Annotated in this window: 12 protein-coding genes; 9 read left to right on the forward strand and 3 right to left on the reverse strand. The window is 62.4% G+C overall.

What is annotated here, in order from left to right; all coding sequences use genetic code 11:
• Positions 1-2 precede the first annotated feature (2 nt).
• Positions 3-776, reverse strand: a complete 774-nt coding sequence (locus G3O01_RS04750; RefSeq protein ID WP_205803380.1) for a DeoR/GlpR family DNA-binding transcription regulator — start codon at positions 774-776, stop codon at positions 3-5.
• A gap of 452 nt (positions 777-1,228) precedes the next feature.
• On the opposite strand from G3O01_RS04750, the gene ugpQ reads away from it, so the two are divergent.
• The 8 genes from ugpQ to G3O01_RS04790 all read left to right on the forward strand — a co-directional run bounded on the left by ugpQ (position 1,229) and on the right by G3O01_RS04790 (position 11,174).
• Entirely contained in the window at positions 1,229-1,993 is a 765-nt protein-coding gene (gene ugpQ, locus G3O01_RS04755; RefSeq protein WP_205803381.1) for a glycerophosphodiester phosphodiesterase, read from the forward strand.
• Positions 1,994-2,068: 75 nt separating this feature from the next.
• A complete protein-coding gene (locus tag G3O01_RS04760) occupies positions 2,069-3,175 on the forward strand; it encodes an ABC transporter substrate-binding protein (protein WP_205803382.1) in 1,107 nt (368 codons plus the stop codon).
• Positions 3,176-3,274: 99 nt separating this feature from the next.
• Positions 3,275-4,216, forward strand: a complete 942-nt coding sequence (locus G3O01_RS04765; RefSeq protein WP_205803383.1) for an ABC transporter permease subunit — start codon at positions 3,275-3,277, stop codon at positions 4,214-4,216.
• Complete coding sequence (locus G3O01_RS04770) at positions 4,213-5,004, forward strand: ABC transporter permease (RefSeq protein ID WP_205803384.1); 792 nt, start codon at positions 4,213-4,215, stop codon at positions 5,002-5,004. The genes G3O01_RS04765 and G3O01_RS04770 overlap by 4 nt, the downstream gene beginning before the upstream one ends.
• A 20-nt stretch (positions 5,005-5,024) precedes the next feature.
• Positions 5,025-6,098: an ABC transporter ATP-binding protein gene (locus G3O01_RS04775; RefSeq protein WP_205803385.1), complete on the forward strand. Its 1,074-nt coding sequence runs from the start codon at positions 5,025-5,027 to the stop codon at positions 6,096-6,098.
• 350 nt (positions 6,099-6,448) lie between these two features.
• The gene (locus tag G3O01_RS04780; protein WP_205803386.1) at positions 6,449-7,729 is read left to right on the forward strand and encodes a dicarboxylate/amino acid:cation symporter; all 1,281 of its coding nucleotides are present in this window, start codon (positions 6,449-6,451) and stop codon (positions 7,727-7,729) included.
• Positions 7,730-7,732: 3 nt separating this feature from the next.
• Positions 7,733-9,790 (forward strand): sensor histidine kinase, encoded by a 2,058-nt coding sequence (locus G3O01_RS04785; RefSeq protein ID WP_205803387.1) that lies wholly within the window; start codon positions 7,733-7,735, stop codon positions 9,788-9,790.
• A 28-nt stretch (positions 9,791-9,818) separates the two neighbouring features.
• Positions 9,819-11,174 carry a sigma-54 dependent transcriptional regulator gene (locus tag G3O01_RS04790; RefSeq protein ID WP_205803388.1) on the forward strand — a complete coding sequence of 452 codons (1,356 nt, stop codon included), beginning with the start codon at positions 9,819-9,821 and terminating at the stop codon, positions 11,172-11,174.
• A 77-nt stretch (positions 11,175-11,251) separates the two neighbouring features.
• Here G3O01_RS04790 and G3O01_RS04795 read toward each other — a convergent pair whose 3' ends face one another.
• On the reverse strand, positions 11,252-11,779 hold the full coding sequence (locus tag G3O01_RS04795; protein ID WP_205803389.1) for a TlpA disulfide reductase family protein: 528 nt from the start codon (positions 11,777-11,779) through the stop codon (positions 11,252-11,254).
• Between the two features lie 118 nt (positions 11,780-11,897).
• On the opposite strand from G3O01_RS04795, the gene G3O01_RS04800 reads away from it, so the two are divergent.
• Positions 11,898-12,554 carry a hypothetical protein gene (locus G3O01_RS04800; RefSeq protein WP_346779152.1) on the forward strand — a complete coding sequence of 219 codons (657 nt, stop codon included), beginning with the start codon at positions 11,898-11,900 and terminating at the stop codon, positions 12,552-12,554.
• A 332-nt stretch (positions 12,555-12,886) separates the two neighbouring features.
• On the opposite strand, the gene G3O01_RS04805 is transcribed toward G3O01_RS04800, so the two are convergent.
• On the reverse strand, positions 12,887-14,461 hold the full coding sequence (locus G3O01_RS04805; RefSeq protein WP_205803390.1) for a YifB family Mg chelatase-like AAA ATPase: 1,575 nt from the start codon (positions 14,459-14,461) through the stop codon (positions 12,887-12,889).
• Positions 14,462-14,469 lie beyond the last annotated feature (8 nt).

Raw genomic sequence — 14,469 nt, forward strand, 5'->3', positions numbered from 1 at the left:
CATCACGCGAGTATCACCTTGCCCACCTTGCGCTTGAGTTGCGCGAAGGCCGCGACGTCCGTCGCTTTGCGATTGGTGATCAGCAGGTCGATCTTTTCGGGCGCGCAGTACGCGATGCGGCTGCGCTGTCCGATCTTGCTGTAGTCCGCGAGTATCACGACGCTGTCCGCATTAGCGACCATCGCACGCGCGACTTCCGTCTCCGCGCGGTCGTAGTTGCTCGCGCCATGCTTCGGATCGACGCCCACGGGCGACAGCAGCGCCATATCCGCGCGATAGCGCTGGATGTCGAGAATGGTCGTGTCGCCCGTTGTCGATAGCGCGCGGTCGCTGATCGAGCCGCCCAGCAATATGACTTCGTTCGCCGGCGACTCGCGCTTGTCCGGCGCGCCGCGCATTGTCATCGCGACATCGATCGAGTTGGTGATGATGGTCAGGTTCGCGAGCTTCGCGAGTTCATCGGCGAGCGCGGCTGTCGTCGTGCCCGCGTCGATGAAAAGCGTTTGCCCGCTCGCAACCACACTGGTTGCCGCCTTCGCAATCGCTTTCTTCGACTTCACGTGCGACTGCGCGCGTTCGGCGATAGGCGCTTCGTCGGCGGGCTTGATCGCGCCGCCATGCACGCGGCGCAGTTCCCCGAGCGCTTCGAGATCGAGCAGATCGCGCCGCACCGTTTCGCGCGATACGCCGAGGTCCGCCATGATGCGCTCGGTGGACACGCGTTTGAGTGTCGAAAGCAGCGCCCGTATGCGCTGATGACGGTCTTCCTGCCACATGCGTATCGTTCCTCGCCTGTTCGTATTTAACGTTTTGTGCGCTGCCCGTTTGCGCAGTCCGCTATCCGTGTTCTTACGTATAAACCACTACCAATGGAATATGTCCAGGCGATGTCAAAACGCATGTCGGCGCCTTGCTTTGTGCAGTTTGCGGTTGTATTTTTTTGGGAGCTTGCAACTTTGGGTATTTGTATTTAGCCTTCGCATTTTGAGACATTCGCGCCCGATTTGAAACATCGCGAACAGCAGATTTTCGAAAACGAAATGAAATATCCGCTGTGCAATGTTCCCCGGGGTTCGGGGCGCCGCGGATGTCGTGCAATGACAAGCTTGCGTCGCATCGCGCATGGAAGACCATCCGTTCGCGATCCTCAGAATAAGATACAACGGTGCAGTGACGCGCCGTCGCGCGCAGGCCGCAGTTCCATCAGAACTTTGTGAAGGCAAGCACGATGGGCAACGGGATCGATCAGGCATTATCCGCAGACTGGCCGTATCCACGGCGCGTCGCGCATCGCATCGGCGGCAAGCTTGCGCCGGAGAACACGCTGGCGGGCTTCGACATGTGCGCCCGCTTCGGCTACCGGATGATCGAGTTCGACGCGAAGCTTTCTTCGGACGATCAGATCTTCCTGCTGCACGACGACGACCTCGACCGCACGACCAACGGTCACGGCCCGGCCGCGCAACACACATGGCACCAGCTTGCATCGCTCGATGCCGGCGCATGGTTCGACGCACGCTTCGCCGACGAACGGCTGCCGACGCTCGCCCAAGTCGCGGCGCGCTGCGCAAGCGAAGCGATTGCAGCAAACATTGAAATCAAGCCGTGTCCCGGCCGCGATGAAATCACCGGGCGCCTTGTCGCGCTCGCAGCAAAAGACCTGTGGCGCACGCAGAAACCGTTGCTGTCGTCGTTCTCATTCGAAGCGCTCAAAGCCGCCCGCGATGCCGCACCGTCGTTGCCGCGCGGCATGCTGTTCGAAGCGCTGCCCGACGACTGGCTCGCGATCGTGCGCGAACTCGCGTGCGTGTCGCTGCACGCCGACCATCATCATCTGACCCAACAGAATGTCCGCGCGATCCGCGAAGCCGGCTTGCGCGTGCTTGCGTACACGGTGAACGATCCCGCGCGCGCCAGCGAACTCGCGAAGTGGGGCGTTGACATGATTTGTACCGATCGCCTCGATATGATCGGCGCGGACGTCGTCAGCTAACCAGAAGCAGGCATTGCAAGACGTCGATAAGCAGCTTTCCTAACGTAGCAATTTTCGGCAGAGGATGAGAAAACTATGAAACCGACCACGTTGCGTTGTTTCATTTCGGCGTCGGCGCTGGCCGGCGTGGCCACCGCGGGGAACGCCGTCGCAGCGCCGCCCGATGCGCTCGTTGCAGCGGCGAAGCAGGAAGGGCAACTCACCGTGATCGCGCTGCCGCACGACTGGTGCGGCTATGGTCCGATGATCGCGGACTTCCAGAAGAAGTACGGCATCAAGATTAACGAACTGAACCCGGATGCAGGTTCGGGCGACGAAGTCGAAGCGATCAAGGCGAACAAGGGCAACAAGGGCCCGCAGGCGCCCGACGTGATCGACGTCGGTCTGTCGTTCGGTCCTGCCGCGAAGGCGCAAGGCCTGCTGCAGCCGTACAAGGTGTCGACGTGGAAGTCGATTTCGAACGAAAACAAGGATCCCGAAGGCTACTGGACGGGCGATTACTACGGCGTGCTGTCGTTCGAAGTGAACGCCGACATGATCGACAAGGTCCCGACCGACTGGGCCGATCTGCAGAAGGCCGACTACAAGAACGCCGTGTCGCTCGCGGGCGATCCGCGCTCGGCGAACCAGGCGATCCAGGGCGTGTACGCCGCCGGTCTGTCGGCTTCGAAGGGCGATGCGAGCAAGGCTGCGCAAGCCGGTCTCAAGTACTTCGCCGACCTGAACAAGAACGGCAACTTCGTGCCGGTGATCGGCAAAGCGGCATCGCTTGCGCAAGGCACGACGCCGATCATCGTGCGCTGGGACTACAACGCGCTCGCCGACCGCGACACGCTGAAGGGCAACCCGAAGGTGCAGGTGGTCGTGCCGAAGACGGGCGTGGTCGCAGGCGTCTACGTGCAGGCGATCAGCGCGTACGCGCCGCACCCGAACGCTGCGAAGCTGTGGCTGGAATACCTGTACTCGGACGAAGGCCAGATCGGCTGGCTGACGGGCTACTGCCACCCGATCCGCTACAACGAACTGGTGTCGCAGAAGAAGGTGCCGCAGGCACTGCTCGACAAGCTGCCGCCCGCATCCGCGTACAAGAACGCGGTGTTCCCGACGCTGCAGCAACAGGACGCGACGAAGGAAGTCGTGACGAAGCAGTGGGACTCCGTGGTCGGCGCGAACGTCAAGTAAGCGTGATGTGATCCGGCGATGCGGGTCGCGCTGCGCGCCCGCATCGCACGCCGGTCAAAACGGCGAGACGAAGCGGTTGAGTCTGTTCGAGGGTAAGTTATGAGCGCTTCATCGGAAGCCGGGCCGGGCGGTCAGCCGGACCTGATGGTTCCGTCCGTGCCGCAACCAGCGCCGAAGGTCGACGGCCCGGGCCGGGCGTCGCCCATCTGGACGTATATCGGCGTGATGCCGTTCTTCATCTTCGCGCTGCTGTTCCTGATTCTGCCGACGGGCTTCCTGATGGTCGGCGCGTTCCAGGACGCGCAAGGCCACTTCACGTTCGCCAATATGCGCGAGCTGTTCCAGGAAGGCACGATGGACGCCTACTGGATCAGCTTCAAGGTCAGTGCGGCATCGTCGATCGGCGGTGCGGTGCTTGGCTCGCTGCTCGCGTGGGCGGCCGTGCACGGCAAGCTGCCGGGCTGGATTCGTCCGACACTGCTGACGTTTTCGGGCGTCGCATCGAATTTCGCGGGCGTGCCGCTCGCGTTCGCATTCATCTGCACGCTCGGGCGCGTCGGCCTCGTGACGGTGCTGCTGAAGAAGTATGCGGACGTCAATCTTTACTCGACGGGCTTCAGCATCCTGAGCTTCTGGGGCCTGACGATTACCTATCTGTATTTCCAGATTCCGTTGATGGTGCTGATCATCACGCCCGCGCTCGACGGTCTGAAGCGCGAATGGCGTGAAGCCTGCGATTGCCTAGGCGGCACCGCGTATCAGTACTGGCGCTATGTGGCGCTGCCGGTGTTGTGGCCGAGCGTGCTCGGCGCGACGCTGCTGCTGTTCGCGAACTCGTTCGGTGCGGTGGCGACAGCGTATGCGCTGACGGGCAGCTCGCTGAACATCGTGACCATCCTGCTGTACGCACAGATTCGCGGCGACGTGCTGCACAACCAGAACCTCGGCTACGCACTCGCGCTCGGCATGATTCTCGTGACCGGGTTGTCGAACGGCGGTTATATCTGGCTGCGTTCGCGCGCCGAAAGGGGACGCCGATGAACAGGCAATCGCGCGTGGGCGCCTGGACGGCGATGATCGTCGGCTCCCTGTACTTTCTGATTCCGCTGATCGCGACCTTCGAATTCAGTCTGCGCATGCGCCGCGGCACGTACAGCTTCGACGCGTACAAGGTCGTGCTCACCGACGCGCATTTCCAGGCGTCGTTCGGTTATTCGATTCTGATGGCGTTGCTGACGATCATCGTCGGCGTGCTGCTCGTCGTGCCGACGGCGTACTGGGTGCAACTGCGTCTGCCGAAGCTGCGCGGCATCGTCGAGTTCATCACGTTGCTGCCGCTCGTGGTGCCCGCCATCGTGATCGTGTTCGGCTATCTGCGCATTTACAACAGCAGTTCGATCCTGCCGCTCACGGCGAACGAACGCGCGACCGATCTGCTGCTCGTATTCGGCTACGTGACGCTGTCGCTGCCGTACATGTACCGCGCGGTCGACGCAGGCCTGCGTGCCGTCGATATCCGCTCGCTGACGGAAGCGGCCGAATGTCTCGGCGCGAACTGGCCGACCATTCTCTTCAAGGTGATCTTTCCGAACATCCGCTCGGGCATCCTGTCGGGCGCGTTCCTCACCTTTGCCGTCGTGATCGGCGAATTCACGCTGGCGAGCCTGCTCGACCGGCCCGCGTTCGGCCCGTATCTGCAGCTGATCGGCGCGAACCGGGCGTACGAGCCGTCGGCACTCGCCATCATCGCGTTCGCGGTCACGTGGGCGTCGATGGGATTGATCCAGGTATTCGGCTCTGCGCGCACGCTTGCCGCGCAGAAACCCTGATGTTGAATTGAGGCATCGTCATGGCATTTCTTGAAATCGAAAACCTGCACAAGACGTTCGGCGCGAACACGGCCTTGCATCACTTCGACATGAAGATCGAGCGCGGCGAGTTCATCACCTTTCTCGGGCCGTCCGGCTGCGGCAAGACAACCGTGCTGCGGATGATCGCCGGCTTCGAGACGCCGACGCGCGGCACGATCCGTCTCGACGGCCGCGATGTCACGTATCTGCGCACGCGGCAGCGCAACGTCGGCATGGTGTTTCAGGCGTACGCGCTGTTTCCGAACATGACGGTGGCGGACAACATCGGCTTTGGGCTGAAGATCGCGCATCGTCCGCAAGTCGAGATCAAGAAGCGCGTCGATGAAATGCTGCAACTGATCAAGCTGCCGCATCTGGGCGAGCGGTATCCGTGGCAGCTGTCGGGCGGGCAGCAGCAGCGCGTTGCGCTGGCGCGCGCGCTCGCGAGCAAGCCGCAAGTGCTGCTGCTCGACGAACCGCTGTCGGCGCTCGATGCGAAGATCCGCATTTCGCTGCGTCAGGACATTCGCGCGCTGCAACGCGAACTCGGCATCACGTCGATTTTCGTCACGCACGATCAGGAAGAGGCGCTGTCGATTTCCGACCGCATCGTCGTGATGAACGAGGGCCGCGTCGAGCAGGTTGGCACGCCGCTCGAAATCTACAACTATCCGCGCACGCGCTTCGTGGCGTCGTTCGTCGGCACGCTGAACATTCTGTCGGGACATGTGGTCGATCCGGCCACAGGCCGCATGGCCATCGATGGCCAGGAACTGCGCACCACGCAACCGCTGCCCGCCGACGATGCCGGCAAGAAGCGCATGCTCGCGCTGCGTCCGGAAGCGATCGTGCTGGAACCGCCCGTCGCGGGCCGCAACACGCTGACGGCGACGGTCGAAGAGGTGAGCTTCCTCGGCGCGATCGTGCGCATCCGCACGCGCGTCAAAGACGAAGTCATTTCGCTCGATATCTTCAACGATCCGAACCGTCGTCTGCCGGAACGCGGTCAGCCGGTGGCGCTCGGTTTCTCGCATGAAAACCTGCTCGTGCTCGAAGAAGGCGCTCAGGGTTAGCCCTTAGCGGCGCGCCTACACTCGTCGGGGTTTCCGGACGTCCGGATTCCGGATTTCCGGAAACCCGGACGATTGCGTGCGTCAGCATCTGCAAAGTATCTTAAAAATCAACGCACTAAGCTCGAAATAAAAGCTGGCATCGACCTTGCAAAAAGAAAGCGCGGCTGCAAAGGCCCGTCTACTACAAAGCAAGGAGACAACGATGCTGAAGTTCCTGTTCTGGTCCCTCTGATTTCGTCGTCTGTTCGCGGCTCAGCCTGCGCGCACGACGCACGTCAATTCGTTCGTCCATGTGATGCGTGGTCGGCCTTCGGTCCACCCAAGCTTTACTCCATTGCAGGAACACCATCGTGAAGAAACCCTTTTATAAAGTCCTCTACGTGCAGGTGATCTTCGCGATCATCATCGGCATTGCGCTGGGGCACTTCTATCCCGCTCTCGCCACCGACATGAAGCCGCTCGGCGACGGGTTCATCAAGCTCATCAAGATGGTGATCGGACCGATCATCTTCTGTACCGTGGTCACGGGTATCGCGGGCATGGAAGACATGAAGAAGGTCGGGCGCGTCGGCGGCAAGGCGCTGCTGTACTTTGAAATCGTCTCGACTTTCGCGCTGGTGCTCGGTCTCGCGGCCACGCACCTGTTGAAGCCGGGCGTCGGTTTCAACATCGATCCGGCGACGCTCGACGGCAAGGCTGTCGCGTCGTACGCAGCGAAGGCGCACGGCCAGACGACCGTCGACTTCTTCATGCACATCATTCCGGACACGCTGTCGTCGGCGTTCGCTCAGGGTGAAATCCTGCAGATCCTGCTGATCGCGCTGCTGTTCGGCGCGGTGCTCGCGACGGCGGGCGACAAGGGCAAGCCGGTGGTGAACTTCATCGAAAGCCTGTCGCACATCCTGTTCGGCATCGTGAAGATCATCACGAAGCTGGCGCCGATCGGCGCGTTCGGCGCGATGGCGTTCACGATCGGCAAGTACGGTATCGGCTCGCTGGTCCCGATGCTCAAGCTGATCGGCACGTTCTATCTGACGTCGATCGTGTTCGTGGTGGTGGTGCTCGGCATCATCGCGCGCGTGGTGGGCTTCAACATCCTGCGCTTCGTGGCGTACATCAAGGAAGAGATGCTAATCGTGCTGGGCACGAGCTCGTCGGAAGCGGCGCTGCCGCAACTGATGCTGAAGCTCGAAAAGCTCGGCTGCTCGCGCTCGGTGGTCGGTCTCGTGGTGCCGACGGGTTACTCGTTCAACCTCGACGGCACGAACATCTACATGACGATGGCCGTGCTGTTCATCGCGCAGGCGACCAACACCGATCTCACTTGGGGCCAGCAACTGACGCTGCTCGCGGTGACGATGCTGACGTCGAAGGGCGCGAGCGGCGTGACGGGCGCAGGCTTCATCACGCTGGCTGCCACGCTCGCCGTCGTGCCGACCATTCCGCTGTCGGGCATGGTGCTGATTCTCGGTATCGACCGCTTCATGAGCGAATGCCGCGCGCTGACGAACATCGTCGGCAACGGCGTGGCGACGATCGTCGTGTCGGCATGGGAAAAAGAACTGGACCGTACGAAGCTGCGCAATGAAATGCGCCGCGATGTGTCGGTCAGCGAAGCGGCCGAGGTCTGAGCCATGAAAGCGGCGCCGCGGCAACAGGGCGCGGCGCCGCATGTCACGCAGGCGGCGTCCGGGCCGCCTGACTCACCTGACGCACCCGGCGGATTCGACGCGTCCGACGACGATGAGGAACGGTATGCCACAATAGGCGATCCTCATCGAACGAATCCCGCCATCGTGACGCGCCGCCTGCTGATCCTGTTCGCGCTGGTCGCCGGGCTCGTGGCGGCCTGCGGACTCACGTGGACCATCACGTGGCAGCATGGCATCGATACGCTGCGGCGCAACGCTGCAGTGCGCGCGGACCGCACGACGGCTGCGCTCAAGAGCACACTCGAGCGCTACGAATCGCTTCCCTATCTGCTTGGCGAACATCCGATCGTGCAGGATGCGCTGGCTTCCCCGGATGCGGACAATGTCGCGCGGGCCAATCAATATCTCGAAGATCTCAATCGCCGCGCGCGTGCGAACGTCGCGTATATCGTCACGGCTTCGGGCCGTTGCGTCGCGGCGAGCAACTGGAATCAGCCCGACAGCTTTATCGGCCAGGAGTATCTGTTCCGGCCGTATTTCGTCGAAGCGATCAAAGGGAGCGTTGGTCGTTTCTTTGGCATCGGCACGACGTCGCTCGATCCGGGTTACTACATTTCGCAGCCGGTGCGCCGTGACGGCAAGATAGTCGGCGTGGCGGTGGTCAAACTGAATCTCGAATGGTTTCAGGGCGCGGATGCGTCCGAGCCGTTGATCGTCACTGACGATCATGGCGTGATCTTTCTGTCGTCGGTGCCCGCGTGGAAATATCACACGGTGAAGCCGCTGACGAGCGACGTGATCGCGTCGATCTTCGACACGCGGCAGTACGCACGCCAGCCGATCGCGCCGCTGCCGATGACGGTTGTACGCTCGCTCGAAGGCGGCGCGCAGATCGTGCGCATCGGCGGCGGACGCAGTGGTAATTACGCGGCGCCGCGTTTTCTGGCGTCGCAGCGCACGCTCGGCGAACCGGACTGGCGTCTCATCACGATGGCGCCCATCGACCCCGTTAACGCCGACGCGCGTTACGCGACGATCGTGACGGGCTTCGGTTATGTGTCGTTGTGTCTCTTGCTGTTCTACTGGCGTATGCGCCGTGCGCGCGTGCGCGAGGTCATGCGCAGCCGCGCGCTGTTGCAGAAGGCGTATGCGGAACTCAACCAGCGCGTCGCTGAGCGTACAGCGGATCTGTCGCAGGCGAACGAGCAGTTGAAGAAAGAAGTCAGCGAGCGCACGCGTGCCGAACAGGAACTGCGCGCCGCGCATGACGAGCTGATCCAGGCGAGTAAGCTTGCCGCGCTCGGACAGATGGCGGCGGGTATTACGCACGAACTGAATCAGCCGCTCGCCGCGTTACGCGGCTTCTCCGACAACACGCGCGTGTTCCTCGAACGCGGCGATCACGAATCCGCGAAAGATAATCTCGAAGCCATTGCCGCGCTGACCGAGCGCATGGGCAAGATCACGAACCAGCTGAAGCTGTTCGTCGGACGCGCGCGGCCTCGCAATGCGCGGGCATTCGTGGCGCGTGCGTTGCGCAACACGCTGACGCTGTTGCAGAAGCGCTTGCAGGGCGTGACGGTCGATGTCTCGTTGATCGACGACGGCGCGGCGCCTATGCGTTTCAATCTCGACAGCGACGATCCGAAGCTCGTCGCGCTTTGCGATGATCTGCGGCTCGAACAGGTGCTGATCAATCTGCTGGGCAATGCGCTCGACGCAGTAGCGGGCATGCCCGCGCCGCGCATTGCGATCGATGTGCAGACCTCGCAGGACTCGCTTGCGATCATCGTGAGCGACAATGGCCCCGGCATTCCCGACGACGTGTTGCCGCGTCTGTTCGAACCGTTCTTCACCACGAAGGAAATGGGCCAGGGGCTCGGGCTGGGACTGGCGATCTGCTCGTCGATTGCGCGCGATTGCGGCGGCTCGCTGATTGCACGCAATAACGCGCAAGGCGGCGCCGAATTCGTGCTGACATTGCGCCGCGCAGGAGCGCAGGCTGCCGACGTCGCCAATCCGGTCGCGACGGGATTGTGATCTGCCACGTACTTAAGGTGTATCGAACATGAGCAAGGGCTTGCAAGTCCTCTATATCGAAGACGACGAACTCGTGCGGCGCGCGAGCGTGCAAAGCCTGCAACTCGCGGGATTCGAGGTGGTCGGGCATGCGTCGGTGGAGTCGGCGGCGAAGCTGATCAACGCGGAGTTCGCGGGCGTGATCGTCAGCGACATCCGTTTGCCGGGCGCAAGCGGCCTCGATCTGCTCGCGCAATGCCGCGAACGCGCGCCCGACGTGCCCGTCATTCTCGTCACGGGCCACGGCGATATCTCGATGGCCGTGCAGGCGATGCGCGACGGCGCTTATGACTTCATCGAAAAGCCTTTCGCCTCCGAGCGGCTGATTGAAACCGTGCGCCGTGCATTGGAACGCCGCACGCTGCTGCTCGAAAACCTGGCGCTGCGGCGTGAACTGGCGGAGCAAGGGACGCTTGCGCCGCGCATCATCGGGCGCAGTCTTGCTATCGAGCAGGTGCGCAAGCTGATCGTGAACGTCGCGCCGACGGATGCATCCGTGCTCATCAACGGCGATACGGGCGCGGGCAAGGAACTGATTGCGCGCAGTCTGCATGAGTTGTCGCCGCGCCGGGACAAGCCGTTTCTCGCGGTGAACTGCGGCGCGTTGCCGGAGCCGATGTTCGAATCGGAGATGTTCGGCCACGAGCCGGGCGCGTTTACGGGCGCGGCGAAGCGGCGTATCGGCAAGCTCGAACATGCGTCGGGCGGCACGCTGTTTCTCGATGAAATCGAAAGCATGCCGCTCGCGTTGCAGGTGAAGCTGCTGCGCGTGTTGCAGGATGGCGTGCTGGAGCGGCTCGGATCGAACCAGCCGATACGTGTCGATTGCCGTATCGTCGCGGCGGCGAAGGGCGATATGACCGAACACGTCGCGGCGGGCACGTTCCGGCGCGATCTGCTGTACCGGCTCAACGTGGTGACGATCGCGCTGCCGCCGCTGTCGGAGCGGCGCGAAGACATCGTGCCGCTGTTCGAGCATTTCCTGCTCGATGCGGCCGTGCGTTATCAACGTCCCGCGCCGATTCTCACCGACCGGCAGCGCTCGAACCTGATGCAGCGCGAATGGCCGGGCAACGTTCGCGAACTACGCAACGCGGCGGATCGCTTCGTGCTGGGTGTCGGCGACGATACGGTGACGGCTACCGCCGACGATGCTTTAACCTCGATCACGCAGCCGCTGAAGGAGCGCGTCGAGCAATTCGAACGTGCGGTGATCGCTGAAGCGCTGGAACAGACAGGCGGCGCGGTTGCCGTCGCGGCGGACCGTTTACAGGTCGGCAAGGCGACGCTCTACGAAAAGATCAAGCGTTATGGGCTGGCAGCGCGTGGGGAAGGTGAGCGGTGAAGCAGGCGTGAGGTGCTGCTGACGGCGGGTGCGCTGCGAAGATTTCAACGCGACGCCCGCCGTGTTGTGAGTCTGCGTTACGAAGTCGTGCCGAGCGCCTTGGCCAGCAACTGGTCGAGTTCCGCGAACTGCGGTTCGCCGACATAGCGCTTCAACACCTTGCCATTGCGGTCGATCACGAACGTGGTCGGCGTGAGCTGCACGTTGCCGAATTGTTTCGCAGCCGACCCATCGTCCATTGCGACCTTGAACGGCAGGCGGCGCGTTTCCGTGTAGTTGGTCACGTACATCGGCGCGTCGTAGCTCATTGCCACGGCGACGAACTCGAGACCTTTGTCCTTGAAGCGGTTGTACGTCTGGATCATCTGCGGCATTTCCTTCATGCAGGTGTCGCAGCTCGTCGCCCAGAAATTGACGAGATAGACCTTGCCCTTCAGATCGGCCGTCGACACTTTCTGGCCGGACAGCAGCGTGAACGTCGCGTCGGGCACATGCTGCTGGTTGCCGAATGCGAAATAGCCCGCGACAGCGATCGCGCCAGCGACGATGGCGGCAGCGATAAAGCGAATCGGGCTGGAACGCCGGGAAACGTTGGTTTGGCTCATGAACGGGACCTCGGGAAACGCGTGGAACACACGTCGTAAGGCGCTCGGAAGCTGCCAGAACAGCAGCGGAAAAGGGCGCCCCGGATACTGTCTCATATTGTACCGGCAATCTTGTGACGTGGCTGACGACGCGGTTAAGCCGCGGATAACGGCAGATAATGATGCTTTCTGCTCCGTGACTTTCATCAGACGCGTCATGCTCCGTCCCGTTTTTCGCTCATTTTTGCCTGTTTCGTCTCGTACGCTCCTCCCCAAGGTCACTGCCTTGCTGGCGGCCGGCTGGCTGCTAGCCGCCTGCTCGCCGACCTACGACTGGCGCACGATCATGAACAACGACAACGGTTACACAGTCGATCTGCCCGCCAAGCCGACCACCGACCAGCGCGAGATCAATATCGGCGGCACACCGATGAATATGTCGATGCAGATTGCCGAAGCGGACCACGCAGTATTCGCGGTCGGCACGGTGATGCTGCCAAGCGACGACCCGCAGGTGCAGCGCACGGCGCTCGATTACCTGCGCTCGGGTCTTGCGCACAACCTCGGATCCGAGCCCGATTCCCACGTCGCCGAGATCCCGCTCGCGGCGGGCGGCCAGGTGCAAGGCATGGAAATGACGTTCAGCGGCCAGGCAGGGCCGAAACACGAGACGCGGATCATGCACGCGCGCCTCGTCGCGAAGGGGCGACATGTGTATCAGGCGGCGGTGATTGCGAGCAAAGAACCGCCGGCCGAACAAATTGAGCAATTCTTCGGGTCGTTCAAACTTTACTGATTCAGGGTCGCACTGATCTTTTCAGCGGACGTTGCGAGTGAAAGTTTACTCGCAAGAAAGTTCGCTAGTCTGGTGTTTACACGGGACTTTTTTTGTTACCCACAGGATCTGTGGATAACTTTGTTAGTAACTCTGTGCGGTAGGCCGCAGATGCCCATCAGACGGGCAGTTTGCTACTTTGCCCTGAATCTTGGCATTTTGAAAAATCCAATAAAATCAAAGACCTTCGTCAAGCGGCTCACAACAGGCTTTCAGTTGTATCAAAATCTATCGCTGGGCCGGAAATGTGCATAAGTCAAGTCTTGACATGCATTTTTTGTCTTCCGCAGCTTTTACTGAGAACCGAACGCCCGCCGATACTGGACCGCTTCCGAGATCTGAGCGGCGTTCGGCATGCTGTCGCCGGCAAGATCGGCGATGGTTCTCGCTACCTTCAGCACGCGATAGTAAGCACGCGCTGACCAGCCAAACCGCTCGCCCGCTTCGCGCAGCAAACGCTCGCCTTCTTCATCGGGACGGCAAACCGCATCCGCTTCCCGGCCGCTGAGTTCGCGGTTCGTCTTTCCTTGTCGCTGGAGCTGGCGATTGCGTGCGGCTTCCACCCGACGGGCGATCGGCGCGCTGGGTTCGCCCGACGTCGTCGAGCGAGCCGACAGTTCCGCCGGCGACAGCGCGGGAATCTCGATCTGAATGTCGATGCGATCCAGTAGCGGTCCGGACAGCTTGCGCATGTAGCGTGCCGCCACTTCCGGCGTGCAGCGGCAGCGGCCGCCGGGGTCGCCGCGCCAGCCACACGGACACGGGTTCATCGCGGCAATCAGCTGGCATGCGGCGGGAAAGTCCGCCTGAAGCGCGGCGCGAGAAATCGTGATGCGGCCGTTTTCGAGCGGCTCGCGCAGGTTCTCGAGCACATGTCTGTCGAACTCTGGTATCTCATCCAGGAAAAGAACGCCCAGGTGCGCCAGGGTGATCTCGCCGGGTTGCGGCGGATTGCGTCCGCCGACCAGCGCGGCCGCACTCGACGAATGATGCGGCGCGCGAAACGGCCGTTGGCGCCAATGAGCAGGCGTGAAACCGGCGGCGCTTGCCGATAGCAGCGCGGCGGACGTCAGCGCTTCGTCGTCGGTCATCGACGGCAGGAGGCCGGGCAGGCGCGCGGCGAGCATCGATTTGCCCGCGCCCGGCGGCCCGATCATCAATACGTGATGGCCGCCCGCGGCCGCAACTTCGAGCGCGCGGCGCGCGCCACGCTGGCCGATCACGTCGGCCATATCGGGCGGCGCGACGAGGGCATCGTTCGATAAGGTCGTGGCCTCGACGGGATAAAGCCGCGCGTCCGCATCGCCGGTGAGATGGGCGCACAGCGACGGCAGGTCCGCCGCACCGTACACCGCGACGCCGGGCACGAGCGCCGCTTCCTTCGCGCTGGCAAGCGGCAAATAGAGTTCCGGCGTACGGGCGATCGCGTCGTCTTCGAGCGCATCAGCAGACGCATCGGGATAAGAAAGATGACCGCGCGCCGTGCCACACGCCATCGCGAACGCACCGCGCATCGGACGCAGTGCGCCCGTCAGTGAGAGTTCTCCCGCAAATTCCCGATGCGCCAGAGATTCGACGGGAATTTGCCCGCTCGCAGCGAGAATGCCGAGCGCGATCGGCAGATCGAAGCGCCCGGATTCTTTCGGCAGATCGGCGGGCGCCAGATTCACTGTGATTCGCCGCACCGGGAAATCGAGCCCGCAGTTGAGCAGCGCCGCGCGCACGCGCTCGCGGCTCTCGCGTACTTCGAGATCCGGCAGACCGACGATGGAAAAAGAAGGAAGACCGTTGGCGAGATGAACTTCGACGGTTACTTCGGGCGCGCGGCCAGAGGCCGGCGCGCGACTGCGCACCACGGCAAGCGACATGTTTTCTC

This window comes from Burkholderia sp. Ac-20365 (assembly GCF_017104715.1).
GTDB lineage: Bacteria > Pseudomonadota > Gammaproteobacteria > Burkholderiales > Burkholderiaceae > Paraburkholderia.